Consider the following 20,332-nt stretch of genomic DNA (forward strand, 5'->3'; position numbering starts at 1 on the left):
ACCGCGCCAGAACGGGCTCGAAACACCACCTGATCACCGAAGGACACGGCATCCCGCTGGCCGTCTCGCTGACCGGTGGGAACCGCAACGACGTCACCCAGCTGACGCCGCTGATCGACCAGATCCCGCCGGTGCGCGGCAAACGAGGCCGCCCGCGGTTCCGGCCAGACGCCCTATACGCCGACCGCGGCTACGACCATGACAAGTACCGCGATCTGGTCCGGGACAAAGGCATCAAGCCGGTGATCGCCCGCCGCGGCAGCGAGCACGGCTCAGGCCTGGGCGTCTACCGGTGGGTGGTCGAGCAGACCTTCGCGCTGCTGCACTGGTTCCGCCGCCTGCGGATCCGCTGGGAGATCCGCGATGACATCCACGAAGCCTTCCTCAGCCTGGCCTGCGCGATCATCTGCTGGCGCCGACTCCGCAACCTCTCATTGAGTTAGGAGTTCTAAGCCCGCGTGATCGCACCCGCGCACTCCTGTGGGTCGGCACGGCGCTCAGCAAGAGGGGGAACAACGCCTACGCCGTGGTAGTCATGGACCAGGCGGTCCGGCGTTTTGAGGAGTTGGAGGAACCAGGCGACTGGTCAGTCGCGCACCAGAAGATGGCGCTCGCCCATCGGGGCGCGGGAGAGTTGGGCAACGCTCTCCGTTACATCGATGTCGCTCTCGCCAACCGCGCAGCAGACTCGCCGATGCACCGTGTCAGGCTCGACACCGCACACGCTCACATCCTGCTGTCCGACGAGGCGACCTCGGACAGCGGCCTGAGGCTGCTGGAAGAGGCGGCCACCACGTCCCGCCACTACGGCATGTCCCATCAACTCGCCAGCATCGAGGCCATCCGCAGTGCCTACGAGCACGTGAACTAGGAGCGCGCGTCACCCGTGTCCGAGAACAGCACCATCACCGATGACCAGTGGCGTGATGCCGAGAGCATCTGGCAGTACCACCAGATGGGCCACGAACTCAGGCCGGTCGACGTCGCCATCGGACTGGGCAGCCACGACCTCGGAGTGGCGACCTTCGCCGCCGAGCTTTACGGCGCCGGTCTGTTCCCCGTGCTGGTGTTCAGCGGCGGCAACAGTCCGACGACCGCGGCGCGATTTCCGCGCGGCGAGGCCGCGCACTACCGCGAACACGCGATGACGCTCGGTGTGCCGGACAGCGCGATTCTGGTCGAGCCCGAGGCGGGCAACACCGGGCAGAACGTCTCGCTGTCGCGTGCTCTGCTCGCCGAGCACGGTCACGAGCCGCGCTCGGTTCTGCTGATCTCGAAGCCGTACATGGAGCGCAGGGCGTACGCGACCTGCCGCAAGGTGTGGCCGGAGGTCGAGGTGGTGTGCGCGTCCGAGCCGCTGAAGTTCGACGACTACGTCCGGTCGATCGGTGACGAGAAGCTGGTGATCGACATGCTCGTGGGGGATCTGCAGCGGGTCGTCGAGTATCCGAAGCTCGGATTCGCGGTGGAACAGGCCGTACCGGCAGACGTGGCGGGCGCGTACGACCGGCTGGTCGAGGCCGGCTTCGACAGCCGACTCCTCTAGCGACACCGCAGCCGCGCCGAATTCGCCAAATTAGAGCGATGCGAAGCGAGCCGTCCGAACCTCTGCCGCTCTGAGCTGCGGTGATGACGTGCCCAGCTCGGCGATTGGGGCTTGACTTCGAGTGCGAGATGCTACCGTTGAAGGGAACGGCCGGGCTCCTTGTGCCCGGCCTTTTAAGGCCGATGAAGCATCTCGCCAGAGGCTCGAAGTCAAGCCCCAATCGCAATCGTCGCGAAGCGGCGATGACTTGACCCGGCCCGTCACGACCCGCGCGCCCACCCACGCAAGGCAACCGGCCCGCACTGGCGTGACCCCTCCGCTGGAACGTGCCCAAGCAAGCCGACCCCGCACGAACCCCCCGGCGCCAACCCGGCCCCCGCCACGCAACCACCCGGCCGGCCGCCACCCGACTGCGCACCCCTAGCCACCCATCCGGACCACCCACCCGGACCGCCAGGCGAGGGCATGCGGGTGCCTCGCCCGGTATGCCCCGCTTCGTCCTGAGAGTTTCCGGAACAAAGTCGTGAGAGCGTTCCCATTGACGTGGACGTAACACAAAGTTGAGGATCTGCGGCATGCATTGGAGAAGCACGCTCGCCGCAGTGCTGGGGCTGACGCTCGCTGCCAGCGCGACAGCGGCCGCCGCGCCGGAGTCCGCGCAGCACGGGCCGAAACAGCCGGTCATCGGGCAGCCCCGTACCGAGCACGGGTGTGCCCGCATTGAGAAGTCGCTGCCTGCCCTCACGGACTGGCCCAAGGTCGAGAGCCAGCTCAAAGGGGACCGCAGGGACGAGGCCAGGATCAAGGCCATCCTCCGGGACATGACGCTGGCCGAGAAGGTCGGCCAGATGACGCAGCCCGAGATCGGCGCGATCACGGCGCAGGACGTCACCACGTACGGGTTCGGGTCCGTGCTCAACGGTGGTGGTAGCTGGCCGAACGCGAACAAGAAGGCCACGCCGCAGGACTGGCTCGCGAAAGCCGACGCCTACTGGGAGGCGTCGAAGCAGACGCGCACCAAGATTCCCGTCATCTGGGGGATCGACGCGGTGCACGGCAACAACAACGTCTACGGCGCAACGGTTTTCCCGCACAACATCGGGCTCGGCGCCGCGCACGACCCGTGTCTCGTCCGCGACATCAACGAGGCCACGGCCGAGCAGATTCGGGCGACGGGGCAGGACTGGGCGTTCTCGCCGACGCTCGCAGTCGTGAGAGACGATCGGTGGGGCAGGACGTACGAGGGCTACAGCGAGGACCCGCGGATCACGCGCGCCTACGGGTTCGAGGCCATCAAGGGCTTGCAGGACAACGCGAAGAGGCGCATCGGCGAGGACGGCGTGATCGCCACCGCCAAGCACTTCCTCGGTGATGGCGGCACGACCGGTGGCAAGGACCAAGGGGTCAACGCCAGCACCGAGCAAGAGATGATCAACATCCACGGGCAGGGGTACTACGGGGCGCTGGCCGCGGGTGCGCAGACTGTGATGATCTCGTTCAACAGCTGGACGAACGACGTCATCAACGAGGGCAAGGTGCACGGCAGCAAGTACGTGCAGACCGGCATCCTCAAGGAGAAGATGGGCTTCGACGGCCTGCTCGTCTCCGACTGGAACGGCATCGGGCAGGTCACCGGCTGCACCAACGCCAGCTGCCCGCAGGCGATCAACGCCGGCCTGGACATCATCATGGTGCCCAACGACTGGAAGGCGTTCATCGCCAACACCGTCAGCCAGGTCGAGTCCGGCCTGATCCCGCAACAGCGCATCGACGACGCGGTGACCCGCATCCTGCGCGTCAAGCTGCGCGCGGGCACGTTCGACGAGCCCAAGCCCTCTCAGCGCGAACACGCGGGTGAGCAGGAAGCACTGCTGCACAAGGAACTCGCGCGCAAGGCCGTGCGGGAGTCCGCGACGCTGCTGAAGAACAACAACCGCGTACTGCCGTTGTCCAAGCGCAGCAAGGTTCTCGTGGTCGGCAAGAGCGCGGACAACATCGGCAACCAGACCGGTGGCTGGACGCTGAGCTGGCAGGGCACCGGCAACACCAACGCCGACTTCCCCAACGCCACCAGCATCCTCAAGGGTATCCAGGACTCGCTGGGCGCCGCCAACGTCACGTTCGCCGAGACCGCGGACAACGTGAACCCCGCGGACTACGACGCCGTCATCGCCGTCATCGGTGAGACTCCGTACGCGGAGGGCGTGGGCGACATCGGCAAGCGGACCCTCGAGACCGCACGCCTGTACCCGCAGGACCTCGCCGTGCTGGACAAGGTGTCCGGCAAGGGCAAGCCGGTCATCACCGTCTACGTCGGCGGCCGCGCGATGTACATGAACAAGGAGATCAACCGCTCCGACGCGTTCGTGGCCGCCTGGCTGCCCGGCACCGAGGGCCAGGGCATCGCGGACCTGCTGATCAGGGGACGCCACAACGGGTTCAACGGCAAGCTGTCGTACTCGTGGCCGCGCAGCGCCTGCCAGACGCCGCTCAACGACCCGAGCCAGGACCCGCTGTTCAAGCTCGGCTACGGCCTGCGCGACTGGCAGACCGGCAACGTCGGCAAGCTCGACGAGACCAGCCCGGGCGCTTTCTGCTCCGGCGGTGGTGGCGGCACGGCCACGGACGACCTGGAGGTCTTCAACCGCGCGGACGTCGCGCCGTACAAGAGCTTCCTCGGCTCACCGGAGAACTGGGGCCTCGAGATCGGCCCCGACGGGCAGGCGTCGCAGGCGAACATCACCGTCGTGCAGTCCGACGTCAACGTCCAGCAGGACGCGCTGAAGACGACGTGGACCGGCGCCGGACCGGGACAGGTGTACCTGCAGAGCCCGACCGGCAGCGACCTGCGCGGTTACGGCAACGCCAACGCGGCGGTCGAGTTCGACGTGATCGTGCACCAGGCCCCGGCCAGCCGCACGGTCATCAGCGCGCACTGCAACTACCCGTGCATGGCGGAACTCGATGCCACGCAGGCGTTCCGGAACCTCCCGATCGGACAGAAGTCGACCGTGAAGGTCGCGGTCAACTGCTTCGCCGAGAAGGGACTGGACCTGGAGAACGTCAACACGCCGTTCCTGGTCTACACCGAAGGCACGTTCCAGGCGTCGTTCGCGAACGTGCGGTGGGTGCCCAAGGCGGGCGCTGATCCGGACGTCATTCCCTGCACGTAACGCAAAACCGACGTGCCCTACCGGCAGAACTGCCGGTAGGGCACGTCCGGGAAATGCGCTGACCACTGCTCGGCGGTCAGCGGCGCCGGGTTCCGCGCGCACAGCCGGGCGATCGACCGCTCGGCGCCGACCTCCCACAGCCTGATCGTCGTGTCGTTGCCGCCGGACGCGAGATAGGTGCCGTCCGGGCTGAACGCGACCGCGGGCACGGCGCCCTCGTGCCCCGAGTAGGTCGTCATCAGTCGCGGGTGCGCCGGATCCGCGACGTCCCACAGCCGCACCTTCCCGTCGCCGTGCGAGGTGGCGAGCAGCGAGCCGTGGAACGCCGCCGTGTAGGCGACGTCCGAGAACCCGCCCAGCCGCCCGGCCTCGTGCCCCGTCGCGGTGTCGATCAGCCGCACCCCTGAATCGCCGATCGCGGTGGCGAGCAGCTTCCCGTCCGGGCTGAACCCGCCGGCCATCGAGGCGTCGGTGCCGCCCGCGAACTCGATCTCCTTCAGCGCACGCCGATCCGTGGCGTCGAACAGGCGCGCTTCCCCGCGCCCGCCCGCGATGATCTTGCTGCCGTCGGCGCTGAACCACACCGCCCACACCGACGCGTACCAGTCCGACCGGCGGAAGAGCTCCTGCGGTGCGGCGAGATCCACGACGTCCCAGAGCGTGAGGGTGTGCGCCGATCCGACGGCCAGCGTCCGGCCGTCCGGGGAGAACGAGAGCGAGACGTTCTCGCTCTGATGACCTCGCGGCTGCAGTGTCGCCTTCAGCACGGGCGCGGCGGGGTTCGTGACGTCGTACACGCGGCTGTAGCCGTCATCGCTCGCCACCGCCATCCTGGTGCCGTCCGGGCTGAACGTCACGAAGCGGGCGAACGCGGTGGCGTCGCTGATCCGCGCGATCGGTTCCCGCGTGCGCCGCGCCGTCATGCGCCACAGGAACACCGTGCCGTCCCAGCTGCTGCTGGCGAGCACCTGGCCGCCGGGCTGGAACGCCACCGACGACACGAAGTTCTCGTGCCCGATCAGCGGCATCTCCCGCATGTCCTGCAGACGCAGGGACTTCGGGGCGTCGTCGATCACCAGCGTCGTGCCGTCAGGGGTGAACAGTCCGGTGAACACGCCGCCGGGGATCGTGCCGAGCGCGCGCGGACGGCCGCTCAGGTTGATCTCGTGCACGCTCCACAGCCGCGTGTGGCCGTCGCCGCTGGTCACGAACGTCTTGCCGTCTGGCGAGAACGACACCGCCCACACGACCGCGGTGCTTCCGGTGATCACGGCGCGTTCGCGGGGTGCGGCGAGGTCGCTCACGTCCCACAGCTTCGCGACGTGGTCCCAGCCGCCGGTGCCGATGGTCCTGCCGTCCGGGGTGAACGCCAGCGACTCGACCGTCTGCGCGTGGCCGGTCAGCTCGCCCTGGCGCCGCGAGGTGCCCTCCAGCGACCACAGCTTCACGGTGGTGCCGGTGATGACCGCGACCGCGCGGCCGTCCGGGCGGAACACCGCGCGCCTCACCTCGGTGCCGTTCCCTGCCAGCGTGTGGACCAGCCCGGGCCTGCCGGGGTCGGTGACGTCCCAGATCCGCGCGGCGCCGTCGTCCTCGGCGGTGAGCAGGAGCGTGCCGTCGTCGTTGAGCACCGCGGACCTCACCACCCCGGTGAAGCGGAGCTCACCGGCGGGTTTCGGGGAGCGGAGATCGGTGGTGTCGAAGAACCTGATGGTGTGCTGGCCGGTGACCGCGAGCAGGCCGTGCGCGCCCAGGGCGATGCCGTAGGGCTCGAAGTCGAAGCCGGAGGCGCTGAGAAGTGCCGGCCGGTGGGCGTCCGCGATGTCCCAGAGCTTCGCGGTCTTGTCCGCGCCGATGGTGGCGAGCGTCGTACCCCTGATCACGACGGCCGGGGACTCGCCGGTGTTCGCGGCGAGCCGGGTGAAGTGCGCGCCCGACGGGATGCTCGCGAGGTTGTCGCTGGTCTCGGAGTTGCCGGCGAGCTGGTGCGCGGACAGCGTGAGCTGGGTGGCGAGCTGCGAGTCGAGCGACTGCACCGCCTTCGCGTCGGTCACCGCCTTGCGCGCGATGGCGATGTTCCGCTGCGTGGTGGCGTCGTCCGACGCCCGGATCGCATAACCGACCGCGGTCACGGCGAGCACCAGCAGCGCCGTGAGCAGACCGACGAGCTGCCGCAGCCTGCGGGTTCGCCGGCGGGTGGCCATCTGCTCGGCTTCTTCGGCGTCGACGCTGGCCGTCAGGAACCGGCGTTCGCGCGCGGACATCGCATCGTCGTCGCCCGCAGCCCACTCACGGGCCAGTGCGAGCCGCACGCCCCGATAGAGCGCGCCCGAGTCGCGGTTCAGCGTCTCCCAGGTCGAGGCCGCCTCGGTCAGCTCGTGGTGGACGCGCAGGCCGTCACGGTTCGCGGTCAGCCAGCCCGACAACCGGGGCCACGATCGGATGACGGCCTCGTGGGTGAGGTCGACGCCGGTGTCGTCGAGTGTGATCAGCCGTGCGCGCGCGAGGTGGTCCAGCACGAACAGTGTGTCGTCATCGTTGTCGAGAGAGTCGCGGCTTACACGCCGTTTGGTGTCCTCAGTGCCTTCGCCGAGCGCCGTCAGCCGCAGGAAGATCTTGCGCGCGATCGCCTGCTGAGCCTCGTCGAGCTCGAGGTATGCGGCCTCGGCGCTCTGGGCCAGTGCGTGCCGTACGCCGCCTGTCTCCTCATAGCCCGCCACGGTCAGACGGGTGCCGCGACGACGACGCCACGTCTCCAGCAACGCGTGCGAGACGAGGGGCAACGGCGCGTGCTCGGCCTCCAGCACCGAGACGAGCGCGCCCTCGACGGTGTAGCCGGCGCGCAACGCCGGTTCGGTGATCGCCCGCCGCAGCTCCTGCGGGCTCATCGCGCCGACCAGGATCTGCGCGTCGTGCAACGCGTCGACCAGCGCGGGATAGCGGCCGCAGTGGCCGTAGAAGTCGGAGCGGACGCCGACGACGACCTTGCGTTCGGCGGCGTGCGTGATCGCCTCGATGAACGCGACCCGTTCGTCCTCGTCGCGGCAGAGGGTGAAGACCTCCTCGAACTGGTCGATCACCACGAGATCCGCGGTCACGGCGCCCCACAGCGCCAGCGGGTGCGGGCCGGGGGAGAAGAGGTCGGCGGGCCGCGACGCCACGAGCCCCGCTCTCAGCAGTGACGACTTGCCCGAGCCAGACGCGCCGAAAACGCCCACGAATGGACGTTCGCTCACTTTCTCCAGCAGTTGTCCGGCGAGCTTTTCCCGGCCGAAGAACCGGCTCGAGTCCTCCGCCTGGAAGGCACCGAGACCGAGGTAGGGCGGTTCGCCCTCGGGATCGGCGGGCTTCGCGCCGTCCGCGACCTCATGCCATCTTCGCTGCCATTGTTCGACGTCACCGCCGCACGCGTGCACGTATGCGGTGGTCACCGCGAGGCTGGGCAGTTTCCGGCCGCTCGCGGCCTCGGAGAGCACCGTCACCGAATAGTGCGCGACCTTGCTCAGCTCGCGGTAGGTCGGTTTACCTGCTTTCTCACGCAACAATCTCAAGTCCGCGGCGAACCTGAGCAGCTCGGCGTCGTCGGAATCCAGCGGGCGCTCGGGTCTCGGCACCCGCCGGATTGTTCTCTCGTTGTTTGTTCGGCGTCCAGTCGGCGGAACCGAACAACGCGTTCGCTCTATGAAGAACCCATGAACGGTGACATTCGCGACCTGCTCGTCGAGACCCGCAAACCCGACAACCCGCCCCCGGACCCGAAGACCTAGGGCAACGCGGGCGGCGCCCTTCTAGGGGTAGGGCGCCGCCCTAGTCGGCGACGTCGACGTCGACCGGTTCGCCTCGGATCGCGGTGACCGCGCCGCCGGTCTGGGCGGCGAGCCAGATCTCGAACTCCTCCGGATCGCGCGTGTGCACGGTGAAGGTGACGTCGTGGCCGTACTCGGTGTCCGCGACGTGGTACCCGGCGGCGCGCAGAGCGTTCTCCAGCTTGCCCGCCTGGTCGTGGTCGGCGGCGAGCAGCAGGGTCTCGTGACGTTCGCGGGTGAGCGTGCCCACCGAGTCGATGGCTTCCGAGACCGCTCGTCCGTACGCCCGGACCAGGCCGCCCGCGCCGAGCTTGATCCCGCCGTAGTAACGGGTGACGACGACAGCGGTGTCGACGAGGTCCCTGCGCGTGAGCACCTCCAGCATCGGCACTCCGGCGGTGCCGGCGGGTTCGCCGTCGTCGGAAGACCGCTGGGTGTCGCGGGTCCGGAACGCCGTGCAGTTGTGTGTGGCCTGCCAGTGCTCCTTGCGGATCCGCGCGAAGAACTCCGACGCTTCCTGCTCGGAGGCGACGCGGGCGACGTGGCACAGGAACCGCGACCGCTGGATCTCGATTTCGTGCGTGCCGTCCCGCTTGATCACCTTCACCGGTCGATTGTCCGCCGCCGCTCAGCCTCGCCGAACAGGGCGTCCAGCTCCGCGGGCGGCACTTCCTCCAGTTGCTCGTAGGTGCACTCGATCGGGTCTTTGTCGGGCCGGAAACGAACGAGCCGCGCGGTGTGGCGGAACCGGCCGCCCTGGACGTGCTCGTACCGCACCTCGGCCACGCGCGACGGATCGAGCAGCACGACCTGGAGCTGCTTCTCGGGGTTCCAGCGGCTGTTCATGCCGGGGCCTTCGTAGGTCGCCCACGCGGCCCACGGGTGCTCGGCGGGGTTCAGCAGCGGTGCGAGCTCGTCGACCAGCTCACGCCGCCGCGCGGCCGTGAAGCTGCTCGCGACGCCGACGTTGTGCAGCTCGCCGTCCTGGTAGAGCCCGAGCACCAGCGACCCGACGGTCTCGCCGTCCTTGTGCCAGCGGTAGCCCGCCACCACGCAGTCGGCCGTCCGCTCGTGCTTGACCTTGAACATCACGCGCTTGTCGGGCTCGTAGACGCCGTCGACCGCCTTGACCATCACGCCGTCGAAGCCCGCGCCCTCGAACCTGGTGAACCAGTCCTGCGCGATGTCGGGGTCCGTCGTGGACGGTGTCAGGTAGATGCCGGGGATCTCGGTGACGATCTCCTCCAGCAGCTTGCGGCGCTCGCCCAGGGGCAACGCCGTGACGTCCTGGTCGCCGCACGCCAGCAGGTCGAACGCGACGAAGCTCGCCGGGGTCTCGACGGAGAGCTTGCGGACGCGCGAGGCCGCCGGGTGCAGGCGCAGCTGGAGGGTGTCGAAGCTGAGCCCGTCGGGCGTGACCAGCACGATCTCGCCGTCCACGACGCACCGCGGTGGCAACGCCTCGCGCAGCAGCTCGACGATCTCGGGGAAGTAGCGGGTGAGCGGCTTGTCGTTGCGCGAGCCCAGCTCCACCTCGTCGCCGTCGCGGAACACGATGCAGCGGAAGCCGTCCCACTTCGGCTCGTACGCGAGGCCTTCCCCGCGGGGCAGCTCGGGCACGGACTTCGCGAGCATCGGCTTCACCGGCGGCATCACGGGCAGGTCCACGCCCGTGACCATAAGCTCAGCGAAGAGCTCCCGCGAGCTTTTCCAGCTCGCGCACGTCGGCGTCCATCCCGTCGTCCTCGGGGACGGCCAGCGCGATCGGCCTGCGCATCGTCACCGCGCCCGACTGCCGGGTCTCCAGCCCGGCCCGCAACCGTTCGGCCAGCGGCAGCTCGTCCGGCGTCTCCGCGACGTACGGGCTGATCCGCACCAGTCCGTCGCGGCACTCGATCACGCGCCGGTAGTAGCGCCGGTGCACGCCCCGCAGCGAGAACGCGTCGCGCCTGGACGGCACCCGGTGCAGCGCGTCCTCGGGGAACGACTGGTTCAGCAGCGTCCACAGTGGAGAGAGGCGGTGGTAGGCGCGCAGGTGGCGCAGCCACAGCCTCATCGCCGCGAACCGCATCGCGGCGATCGGGTAGGTGACGCCGATGACGATCAGCAGCACGCCGGGCAGCAGGAACCACACGGCGGTGGTCAGCAGCCAGCGGGGGAGCGGTGCGCCGAAGTAGCGGGAGACGTTGGACGCCACGAAGATCGCGTCGGCCGGGACCAGCAGTCCGAGCCCGGTCGAGGTGATCAGCAGGCCCCTGCGCAGCCGCGGGTCGGCGCCGCGGGCGTAGCGGCGGGCCCAGACGAACATCGCCGCGAACCCGTAGAGCAGGTAACCGTTGCCCAGCGCGTAGAAGACCGTGATCGCGAGGATGCCGGTGGGACCGCCGCCGAGCGAGTTGGGCACGCGGGCGGCCGCGACGCGCAGGTCGCCGGGGATCGCCAGCACCGCCCACGTCATGACGGAGATGCACAGGACGAGCGGGACGAGCTGGATCAACGCCTGGCGCTTCGCCCTGGTGTCGTCGAGCGCGGAGAAGATGAAGAAGCAGATCAGGCCGTACACGCCGACCTGGAGCAGGGCGTGCTGGATCAGCTGGCAGACCATCGGGTCGAGGCCGAGGAACCACCGTCCGTTGGCCGCGGCCCGGCCGAACGGATAGCCGATCGCCCACCCGGCCACGAGACCGGTGACGCTGCGCAGCCGGGGGTCGTGCGGACGCTGGACCAGCAGGTACAGCATGACGGCGAGCGCGGTGAACGCGACGATGCCCTGGGTTTCCTTGAGGTACTCCATCTACAACCAGCCGATCCGGTCGGCGAGCGACTTCGCCATCCTGCGTGCGGGGCCCTCGGAGTTGCGTGGCGCGACCTTGTCCAGCACCGACGCCCATTCGAGGATGATCGTGGCGACCGTCTCGGCCTCACGCTCGTGCGCGGTGTCGTAGGAGGTGCGCCTCAACGCACGTCGCACGGCGTCCGGTTCGAGGTCTGGGTAGAGGCCCGCGAGCAGGTCGTCGTCCTGCTCGTCGCTGGTGTGACCGGCCAGGAGATGTCCGAGCTCGTGCAGGATGATGTGGTTCTGGTGCGCCTTCGACGTCTCCTGCTGGTACAGGATGTAGTCGGCCTTGGCGGTGGCGATCCACACGCCGTACGGGCCGGGCACCGGGATCGGGTGCGCGATCAGCCGGATGGGTTTGCCTCGCTGGTCACCGACTCTGCGGCAGAGCTCCTCCACGTCCAGGGGCGGCTGGATGTCCAGCTCGTTCAGCAGGCGGCGGCACCGCTTGCGCAAATCTCGTTCGGCCACGAGTCATCCTTCGCCGCGCTCGGCCTGTTCCTGTCGGTAGACGACGTCGAGCAGCTCCATGACCAGGCGGCGGCGGTCCGGCGACAGCTCGCCCGCCCGCATCGCCATGAGCTGCGCGTCGCTGCCCGAAGCGATCTCGTTGAGGCGGGACTGCTCGTCCTGCAACGACTTCAGCTGCTCGTCGACGCGGTCGGTGACCTCGTCGTCGAAGAAGTAGCTCACGGGCACACCGAAGAAGCCTGCCAGTGCCTGCAAGTGCTTGAAAGTCGGGTTGTCCTTCTTGCCCTTGCGCAGCTGCCAGATGTAGCTCTGGGAGATGGTGACGCCGGTGTCCGCGATGGCCGCCGCGACCTGCTCGTTGCTGTACTCCTGGCCGGAGCGGGAGGTGTGCCGGGCGAAGAGGTGGTTGAGCTTGTCAGCCAGGGACCGTTCCCCCGCCATGTGCCGGCTCCCCCCGTTGTTGCGCGCTGTGAGCGTTTCCACCCACGGAAAGGGCTATCTGGGTGACGGGATTTTCACCAGTTGAAACCCCGCCAATGGCCAACATAGACTCCTGACGAGCCTGTCTCAACTGCGGTGAGGAGGAGCTCGGACATGGCGCTTGCCGAACGACAGCGTTCCTTTCACCGAACCGTGATCGACGTCGTCTACAAGACCATGAACCAGCTCGCGCAGACGGACTCGCCTCACGAGGTGTTCGAACTGCGCGAACAGCTGCGTGCGGCCCTGCCCTGGTGGCGCGGGCTGCTGCGGATGCACGAGCCGAACGAGCGGCATCGGTGCAAGTCGTGCCACACGTGGTACGGGCGGCATCGTGCCTGGCCCTGCCCGGTGTGGCGGGACGCCGTCTCGGCGTTGCACCAGCTCAACGACATGTACGGGTTCCTGGCGACCTCGCACGGGGGCGTCGAGCGCGCGCCGGGGGAGCGGGTGGTGGTGAGTGGTTTCGGCCGCTCGCACGACCAAAACCACTCCCACTCCTGAGCTAACCCAGCTTGAAGCTCTGGGCCGCCGACCCGGTGCAGGTCGCCTGGATCAGCTGCACGCCGTCACCGCTCCCTGCGGGCGCCGAGAGGCACTTGCCCGAGTGGCGGGCGGTCAGCGTCGAGTAGCCGTCGGCGCCCGTGGCGACGCGCCACTGCTGGTTGGTGCCGCCGCCGTAGGTCCACAGGTGGATGCCCGCACCGTCCAGAGTGGACACGTCACTCACGTCCAGCACCTTCGTGCTGTCGTTGCGGTACTCCAGGCGCGAGTAGCCGTCGCTCGTCGCCACCGCGCGGAAGTTCTGCGCCGTGGTCCCGTTGCACGCGTACTGCTGGATGACGGTGCCGTTCGCGCTGCCGGCCGACCGGGCGTCGACGCACTTGGCGTTGCCCTTGTTGACGACCGTCTTCCAGTCGGGCTGCGGCTGCGGGGTGCCGCCACCGCCCAGCCACAGCAGGCTGTCGATCAGGAAGTTGTTCTGGGTCTGCGAGGCGAAGGTGGACGACAACGGCCGGTTAGCCGCGTAGTCCATCGCGTTGTGGCCGAAGTTGGCGTAGATCATCTTGTAGTTCTTGTTCGTCCACATGATCGGGTAGTAGCCGCTGCGCCACTGCTGGTTAGGGTCGGTGCCGAGCGGGAAGCTCGACGGGTCGACGCTCGCCAGGATCTGGATGTCCGGGTTCGTGCGCAGGTCACGCGACCAGCTGTACCACTCGCTGACCGCGGAGGTGAACTTCTCCGGCAGGCGCAGGGTCGACGGGTGGGTGCGGGTCTCGACCTTCAGCGTCGCGGTGGTCGGGCCCCAGGTGTTGCTGACGAAGTTCCCCTTGCCCAGGAACGTGTTGTGGTACCAGGACCACTCGTTCGCGTTCTGCGTGAACGCCGAGACGTGGAAGCCGAACCAGGCGCCGCCCGCCTCCATGTACCGCTGGAAACCCGCGCGCTGGGTGCCGCTCGGCATGTCGTCGAGGAAGATCACGACCTGCGCCTGGGCCGGGGTGAGGGTGTTCAGCCGGTTCCAGTCGGTCGTGGCCTCGTAGGTGAACCCGTTCGCCTGGGCCGCTTGGGCCAGCCACGGGTTCGCCTCCTTCACGAACGAGATGTGCGCGAGGTCGTTGGTGCCGTAGTAGAAGCCCAGAACCTTGAACGGGGCGGCGTGGGCCGGGCCCGTGGCCGTGACGGAGACCGGGACGAGCGTCGCGGCGAGCAATGCCAGTAACGCCAGCAGTTTTCTTGCCATGCGGGCACACACCTCACTATCGCAGGGTTGCGCGCCCGAAGATCATCGTAGGGGTGGTCCAGACCTATTGGGTACCGGGACGTTCACAGAATTCTTTTGCGCCACAACATGATCCCGCCCAGCACGGCCAGGCCGCCCAGTGCCGCTACCACTGCGGACAGGCCGAACCTCGTTGCGTTGGAAGGAGGTTGTTCGGCGCTCGACGCAACGGGAACGAGTCGCGGCGTGCTCGAAGGCGTGGCGGAGGTCGAGGGTGCGTACTGCGTCGGCGGGTCCGGCTTCACTTGCGGCGCAGGGGCTGCCTGGGCCGCGACGGGTGCCGCGATCTCGACGTCGGTGCACGAGTAGTAGGTGTCGGGAGTGTCGGTGTTCTGCCAGACGGTGTAGATGAGGTGTCGGCCGGTCCTGGGCGGCAGCTGCACCTTGAACTCGTACGAGCCGTTGACCAACGGGGGAGTGGGGACGTTCAGGAACTGGTCGAGGTCCGCCCACCGCAGCGCACGGGCCGGCGAGAAGCCGTCCCGCGTCACGTAGAACCGGAACGAGCCCTGGTGCGGGATCGTCGCCCGGTAGGTGAAGGCCGTGTCCTTGAGCTTCGTCGCGGGCCACTCGGCCGAGGGGAGATCGAGCCCGGCGTACTTGCCGATCCCCGCGCTGCACAGCTTGCCGTCGGGCACCCGTGCCGCGTCCTGCCCCGCCACGTTCGGGAGCCGGATGTTGTCCCACTCCTTGGACGGCAACGCCGCCTGAATGGCCTTCCGGCACGGCGAGGATGATGCTGAGGACTGACCAGGCGAGCACAGAAAAGCCCTGCTCGCGGGGTCAGTGGGCGCGCCATGGGCGTGCGCGGGAACCGCGGAGAGCATCATGAGCAGCGTCAGTACGCCCACAAGGCGAAACACGAGCACCTCCCCTGTCTTTCTAGGGGTACGCGTGTCAGGCCCGAGTCGTTCACGGAAGATGTAGTGTCATGTCCTTCGCTGATGAGGTGTCCGCGGCCGCAGCCCGGCTCGGTGGAGTCGCCCGCACCACGCCGCTTGAGGTGAACCAGCGGCTGTCCGAGCGGACGGGCGCGCGCGTGTGGTTCAAGCGCGAGGACCTCCAGGTCGGCCGCTCCTACAAGCTGCGCGGCGCGTTCAACCTGCTGTGCCAGACCGAGTTCGCCTTCGGTGGCGCGGTCTGCGCGTCGGCGGGCAACCACGGCCAGGGCATGGCCTACGCGTGCCGCCGCCTCGGCATCGAGGGCCGCGTGCACGTCCCCCGCACCACCCCGCGCCAGAAGCGCGACCGCATCTCCGCCCTCGGCCAGGGCATGGTGCAGCTGATCGTCGACGGCGACACGTACGACGACGCCGCCGCCTTGGCGAAGGAGTACGCGCTGACCACCGGCGCGACCCTGGTGCCGGCGTTCGACGACCGCCGCACGGTCGCGGGACAGGGCACCGTAGGCCTGGAGATCGTGCAGCAGCTCGGCGGCGCGCCCGACGTGGTCGTGGTGCCGGTCGGCGGCGGCGGGCTGCTCTCCGGCGTCGGCACGTGGTTCAAAGAGCGCTTCCCGCGCACCCGCATCATCGGCGTAGAGCCGGCGGGTGCCGCGAGCATGATCGCCGCCATGCAGGCGGGCACCCCGGTGACGCTGCCCGAGGTCGACTCGTTCGTCGACGGCGCCGCGGTGCGCAGGGCGGGCGAGGTGACGTTCCCGATGGTGCGCGACAGCGGTGCCGAGCTCCTCAGCGTGTCCGAGGGCGCGGTGTGCACGGAGATGCTGGAGCTGTACCAGATCGACGGCATCATCGCGGAGCCCGCGGGCGCTCTGGCGTCGGCCGCGCTGCTGGAGGAGATCTCGGTCGCGCCGGACTCCACGGTCGTGTGCCTGCTCTCCGGCGGCAACAACGACGTCTCGCGCTACGCCGAGGTTGTCGAGCGGTCGATGGTCCACCGCGGCCTCAAGCACTACTTCCTGGTCGAGTTCCCGCAGGAGCCGGGCGCGCTGCGCAGGTTCCTCGACGAGGTCCTCGGCAAGGACGACGACATCGTGCTGTTCGAGTACATCAAGCGGGACAACCGGGAGACCGGTGCGGCGCTGGTGTGCATCGAGCTGGGCCGGCGCGAGGACTACGACCTGCTGTGGGGGCGGATGAAGGAGTCCCCGCTCAAGATCCAGCACGTGGCGCCGGGCACCACCGCGTACCGCTTCCTGATCTGACCGGGCCGGGTCAGCGGGTGAGATCCGCCCGCGTAGATCACGCGGTCCGTGGTGAGCACCCTCGTTTCGCGTCCGGCCCATGTCGTCCGACGCTGTATCGCCAGGTGTGGAGAGTTCGCGACAAAGGGAGATGCCGGGCACCCCTGTCGAGAGGAGTGCCCGGCACCGGGGTGATGGCTTACTACGGCTTCGGTGGGCAGGTCTTCCACGCGAAGTGGTAGGTCGTCTCGATCGACCCGTCGGTGGAGTCCATCGCGATGAAGCTCGTGACCTTCTTCGGGTCTGACGTGCCCGCGGACACGCGCAGCTCCGTGTTGATGTTGAAGTTTCTCTTCTCACCACACGGGTGGTAGACGATCGCCGCGACGTCGGTCGAGTCGGTCGCCTGCCAGTCGTCGCTGAGCGGGCCCTTGTAGTTGTGCTGCTTGAACTCCGTCTGCGACATGCCCTGGAAGTAGTAGTTGGCCTTCTCCAGGGCCGTGGCGCCGCGCTCGAGGTGCGCGAAGCCGCGGTAGTCGGTGGCCGCGATGCCGTAGGTGAAGCCGGACGGCACGTTGACGCGCAGGTTCAGCTGGCAGTTCTTGCGGAAGTCGGTCGGCAGGGCCTGCGGGCCGACCTGCGCCATGAACTCGCTGTAGGTGACGGTGAACGCCTTGTTGTCCGGGCTGACGGCGACCGCTGCCGTTCCCGCCCTGCAGCCTGAGCCGTTGATGGTCACGACGTCGATGGTGATGATGTCCGGCGGCGGCGTGGTACCGGGGGCGCCGCCGGGCGGGATGATGATGGACGACATCGCGAGTGCGGCCGCGGCCAGTGTGTTGAGCATGGGGCACCTTTCCGTCTGGGGTTCAGCAAAACGAACGGGCGGCGGCAATTGGTGCCTGGATCAGCAGCGTTTCCAGGAGAACTGGTACTTGGTGCTCACGCTGCTGTCCGTGGAGTCCATCGTCATGAAGCTGTTGGCCTTCGACGCGGTTCCGGCGTTCACGCGCAGTTCGGTGTTGATGTTCAGGTGCCGAACTTCACCGCAGGGAGCGTAGATGATTTCCGAGACCTGGGCGCGGTCGGTGGCCTGCCAGTTGTCACTCACCGGGCCGTAGAAGTTGTGAGTTCGGCTCGCGGTTTGTGACATGCCCTGGAAGTAGTAACTTCCCTTTTCCGTACCTGTCGCCCCGTGCTGCAGGTTGGCGAATCCGCGGTAGTCGGCCTGGGCGATGCCGAACGTGAAGCCCTGCGGATAGCTGACTCTGATGTTGAGCTGGCAGTTCTTGCGGAAGTCTGTGGGACCTGAGCCCTGTCCGGCTTGGGCGAGGTACTGGCTGTAGGTCACCGTGAACGCCGTGCGGTCGTCCGCGGCCGCGACCGCGGCGGTGCCGGCGGGACAGCCGGAACCGTTCACCGTGACCACATCGATCGTGACGAAATCAGGGACATCGGGAACTGCGTTCGCGGCGGGCGCGGTAAGGACCGCGGACAGCGCGAGGGCAGCAGCCGCCACCGTTTTCAGCATGGCAAGCCTTTCTTTCCAAAGTGTGGTACCGGCGGCGGAATCCAGACGATATCGGAAACCCTCCGTGGTGAAGGGCCGCCGAATGGGTGACTGAATAGCACGGCAATACAAGTAGGAAAGCAGGTCTAATTGCACGCCCGAAATTTTCGGTCGTGCGCGAACCATCGTCACTCGCCGTGCGCGGAATTAACCTGACGATTGCCTGACGATCGCCGTTCGCTGCGCCGTTCGAGTGATGCAGGATGACAGGCAATAAGGTTTACAGTAAGACGGTGAGTGTCCGCCGCCCCGGACAAAAGGGACTACATGCAGAAGACAGGGCGCACGCTCACCATCTCGGCCACATTGCTCGCCGGCCTGCTGCTACCGACGGTGGCGTCGGAAGCCCAGGCGGGCTGGGCACATCAGCGCAAGATCACGATCGACACGACGGCCTCCGGTGCGAACGTCTCCGGTGACGTGAAGGGCTTCCCGGTGCCGGTGAGGCTCGACGCGTCGAACTTCGACTTCGCCCAGGCCAGGCCCGGCGGCGCGGACATCAGGTTCGACGACGCGGCGGGCACACCGCTGCCGTACGAGATCGAGAAGTGGGACGCGAGCGCCAAGCAGGCGGCGATCTGGGTGCGGACCGACGTCAAGGGCAACAGCGCGAGCCAGTCCATCACGCTGAAGTGGGGCAACCCCGAGGCGTCGTCGGAGAGCGACGGCACGAAGGTCTTCGCGAAGGCCGACGGCTGGGTCACCGCGCACCACCTCGCCGAGAAGGGCGCGGCGGCCGGCTATCGCGACTCCGCGGGCAACCTCGACGGCAAGGGCGTCAACATCACCGGCGACGCGACGGGCGCGGGCGTGATCGGCAACGCGCTGTCGCTCAACCGCGCTCGCAGCGAGTACGTGCTGCTCCCCGGCAGTGAGTCGTCGCCGCTGTTCAACCCGCTGCCGTCGAGGGGCACGTTCTCGATCTGGTCGAACGCGAAGACGCACCCGGCGGCCTACATCGCGATGTTCTCGAAGGGGGAGTCGGGCTTCCGCATCCACTACTTCGGCGAGGGCGACCAGACCGAACCGTGCGTCGACGTCGCGAACTACGACTGGTGCCCGCTGCCGTCCGGCGCCTACACCAAGGTCAAGAACAACACCTGGTACCACTTCGTCTTCGTCCTCGACAAGCCGAACGCCTACTACTACATCAACGGCAAGCTCGAGGTCGGCAAGACGGACACCAGCGCGTGGAAGACGGCCGGTGCCGAGCCCGTGACGATCGGCAACAACGAGAAGACCGCGGGCGGCAACAGCCGCAAGCGGTCGTTCGACGGGCTGCTGGACGAGGCGCGGGTCCTGTCCGTGCCGAAGGACAAGAACTGGGCGAAGCTCGACTTCGAGTCGCAGAAGCCGGGGTCGAAGCTGCTCAAGCACGCCAAGTGAGCTGAACCGCCCTGGGAAGAAGCGCTCCTCATCGGGTGTTGATACTGATGACTTCGTCCAACCTCGATGAGGAGTGCGCCTGATGGCTCCCGACCAGCTGACCGTCTACTCGACCTCGTGGTGCGGCTACTGCCGGATCCTGAAGAGTTCGCTCGACCGCGAAGGCATCGAGTACGTCGAGATCAACATCGAGGAGACGCCCGGCGCGGCCGACTTCGTGATGAGCGTGAACGGCGGCAACCGCACGGTGCCGACCGTGCACTTCCCGAACGGCAAGGCGCTCACGAACCCGTCGCTGGCGCAGGTCAAGGAACAACTGGTCGCCTAGTGCGATGGCGCGCACGACCCTCGGCCGTGCGCGCCGCCGTCACTAGCAGTACAGGTTCGCTCCCGGGTCGACGCCGAGGATGCTCGCGAACTGCCGGTAGCTGGACACGCGGCTTTCCACCTGCGCCGGGTTCTTGCCGTTGCACTCGAGAGAACCGTTGATGCTCCAGATGGTCTGGCCGAACCCCGCTCCGTTGACCATCGCGTTGTGCCCGGTCATGGTGCCCGGCCCGGTCTGGGTGTTCCAGTACCAGAGCCCCGTCTTCCAGGCGATCGCGGCGTCGGTCGCGACCTTGTCCGGGAAGTTCAGCAGGTCGTTGCCCATACCGAGGGCCTGGCCCGCCGCGTAGTAGTTGAAGTTCCAGGAGAGCTGGATCGGGCCGCGGCCGAAGTACTTGTCGGCCCCAGCGGGGCAGCCGTAGGGCTTCGTCTCGTCGCAGTAGTCGCCGCTCTGGTTGATCTCGCGGACGTACACGAGGCCGCCGGTCTCGTGCGAGACGTTTGCGAGGAACGCCGCCGCTTCCTGCTTCTGCACGGTGCCGCTGCCCGTCTTCGCGAACGCGGGGAACGCGCTCATCGCGGTGACGAGCCCGCTGTAGGTGTAGAAGCTGTTGCGGGACGGGAACATCTGGTTGAACTGGGCCTCGCTGACGACGAAGCTGCCGCCGCCACCGCCGCCACCACCGTTGCAGTTGTACGGATCCCAGTACCAGGTGGACACCGTTGGGCTGTAACCGGGATTGTCGTGCTCGGCGATGTAGAAGTTGCCTTCGAACTTCACGATTGCGCCGGTGGCGTACCACTGACC

At 67.9% G+C, this 20,332-nt stretch carries 19 protein-coding genes; 8 read left to right on the plus strand and 11 right to left on the minus strand.

Annotation, left to right across the window (positions count from 1 at the left end; translation table 11 throughout):
* The 4 genes from ABZ345_RS22835 to ABZ345_RS22850 form a co-directional block, all read left to right on the plus strand.
* Window positions 1-443: IS5 family transposase (locus ABZ345_RS22835; RefSeq protein ID WP_359852072.1), on the plus strand; the 443-nt coding region annotated here is incomplete at its 5' end.
* A gap of 92 nt (window positions 444-535) precedes the next feature.
* A complete protein-coding gene (locus ABZ345_RS22840) occupies window positions 536-871 on the plus strand; it encodes a hypothetical protein (protein ID WP_359852075.1) in 336 nt (111 codons plus the stop codon).
* 84 nt (window positions 872-955) lie between these two features.
* Entirely contained in the window at window positions 956-1,546 is a 591-nt protein-coding gene (locus tag ABZ345_RS22845) for a YdcF family protein (RefSeq protein ID WP_359852569.1), read from the plus strand.
* Between the two features lie 575 nt (window positions 1,547-2,121).
* Window positions 2,122-4,719, plus strand: a complete 2,598-nt coding sequence (locus tag ABZ345_RS22850; protein ID WP_359852078.1) for an exo 1,3/1,4-beta-D-glucan glucohydrolase — start codon at window positions 2,122-2,124, stop codon at window positions 4,717-4,719.
* A 17-nt stretch (window positions 4,720-4,736) separates the two neighbouring features.
* Here ABZ345_RS22850 and ABZ345_RS22855 read toward each other — a convergent pair whose 3' ends face one another.
* From ABZ345_RS22855 to ABZ345_RS22880, 6 genes are all read right to left on the minus strand, one after another.
* Window positions 4,737-8,333 (minus strand): hypothetical protein, encoded by a 3,597-nt coding sequence (locus ABZ345_RS22855; protein WP_359852081.1) that lies wholly within the window; start codon window positions 8,331-8,333, stop codon window positions 4,737-4,739.
* A gap of 193 nt (window positions 8,334-8,526) precedes the next feature.
* Entirely contained in the window at window positions 8,527-9,132 is a 606-nt protein-coding gene (locus ABZ345_RS22860; protein ID WP_359852084.1) for a YigZ family protein, read from the minus strand.
* Window positions 9,129-10,193 (minus strand): ATP-dependent DNA ligase, encoded by a 1,065-nt coding sequence (locus ABZ345_RS22865; protein WP_359852087.1) that lies wholly within the window; start codon window positions 10,191-10,193, stop codon window positions 9,129-9,131. Before ABZ345_RS22865 ends, ABZ345_RS22860 begins: the two co-directional genes overlap by 4 nt.
* Before the next feature lie 16 nt (window positions 10,194-10,209).
* Window positions 10,210-11,319: an MAB_1171c family putative transporter gene (locus tag ABZ345_RS22870; protein ID WP_359852090.1), complete on the minus strand. Its 1,110-nt coding sequence runs from the start codon at window positions 11,317-11,319 to the stop codon at window positions 10,210-10,212.
* Entirely contained in the window at window positions 11,320-11,832 is a 513-nt protein-coding gene (locus ABZ345_RS22875; RefSeq protein ID WP_359852092.1) for a hypothetical protein, read from the minus strand.
* A gap of 3 nt (window positions 11,833-11,835) precedes the next feature.
* Window positions 11,836-12,273, minus strand: coding sequence for a helix-turn-helix domain-containing protein (locus tag ABZ345_RS22880; RefSeq protein WP_359852095.1), 438 nt, complete (start codon window positions 12,271-12,273; stop codon window positions 11,836-11,838).
* A 153-nt stretch (window positions 12,274-12,426) separates the two neighbouring features.
* Here ABZ345_RS22880 and ABZ345_RS22885 point away from each other — a divergent pair, with 153 nt between their 5' ends.
* Entirely contained in the window at window positions 12,427-12,816 is a 390-nt protein-coding gene (locus tag ABZ345_RS22885; protein WP_359852098.1) for a hypothetical protein, read from the plus strand.
* A 1-nt stretch (window position 12,817) separates the two neighbouring features.
* On the opposite strand, the gene ABZ345_RS22890 is transcribed toward ABZ345_RS22885, so the two are convergent.
* Both ABZ345_RS22890 and ABZ345_RS22895 read right to left on the minus strand, forming a co-directional pair.
* Window positions 12,818-14,056 carry a ThuA domain-containing protein gene (locus tag ABZ345_RS22890; RefSeq protein WP_359852101.1) on the minus strand — a complete coding sequence of 413 codons (1,239 nt, stop codon included), beginning with the start codon at window positions 14,054-14,056 and terminating at the stop codon, window positions 12,818-12,820.
* 83 nt (window positions 14,057-14,139) lie between these two features.
* Complete coding sequence (locus ABZ345_RS22895; RefSeq protein ID WP_359852104.1) at window positions 14,140-14,958, minus strand: lytic polysaccharide monooxygenase; 819 nt, start codon at window positions 14,956-14,958, stop codon at window positions 14,140-14,142.
* Between the two features lie 68 nt (window positions 14,959-15,026).
* Here ABZ345_RS22895 and ilvA point away from each other — a divergent pair, with 68 nt between their 5' ends.
* Window positions 15,027-16,262 carry a threonine ammonia-lyase IlvA gene (ilvA, locus tag ABZ345_RS22900; RefSeq protein WP_359852106.1) on the plus strand — a complete coding sequence of 412 codons (1,236 nt, stop codon included), beginning with the start codon at window positions 15,027-15,029 and terminating at the stop codon, window positions 16,260-16,262.
* A 181-nt stretch (window positions 16,263-16,443) separates the two neighbouring features.
* Here the strand turns inward: ilvA and ABZ345_RS22905 are convergent, their stop codons facing one another.
* Entirely contained in the window at window positions 16,444-17,088 is a 645-nt protein-coding gene (locus tag ABZ345_RS22905) for a DUF4360 domain-containing protein (RefSeq protein ID WP_359852109.1), read from the minus strand.
* Between the two features lie 60 nt (window positions 17,089-17,148).
* Complete coding sequence (locus ABZ345_RS22910; RefSeq protein ID WP_359852572.1) at window positions 17,149-17,772, minus strand: DUF4360 domain-containing protein; 624 nt, start codon at window positions 17,770-17,772, stop codon at window positions 17,149-17,151.
* A 306-nt stretch (window positions 17,773-18,078) separates the two neighbouring features.
* On the opposite strand from ABZ345_RS22910, the gene ABZ345_RS22915 reads away from it, so the two are divergent.
* A complete protein-coding gene (locus ABZ345_RS22915) occupies window positions 18,079-19,197 on the plus strand; it encodes a DUF2341 domain-containing protein (RefSeq protein WP_359852112.1) in 1,119 nt (372 codons plus the stop codon).
* An 82-nt stretch (window positions 19,198-19,279) separates the two neighbouring features.
* A complete protein-coding gene (locus tag ABZ345_RS22920) occupies window positions 19,280-19,525 on the plus strand; it encodes a mycoredoxin (protein WP_359852115.1) in 246 nt (81 codons plus the stop codon).
* 42 nt (window positions 19,526-19,567) lie between these two features.
* On the opposite strand, the gene ABZ345_RS22925 is transcribed toward ABZ345_RS22920, so the two are convergent.
* Window positions 19,568-20,332 (minus strand): chitinase (locus ABZ345_RS22925; protein WP_359852118.1); only part of this gene is annotated, 765 nt, incomplete at its 5' end.

It is taken from the genome of Lentzea sp. NPDC005914, assembly GCF_040629405.1.
In the GTDB taxonomy this organism is placed as follows: Bacteria; Actinomycetota; Actinomycetes; order Mycobacteriales; family Pseudonocardiaceae; genus Lentzea.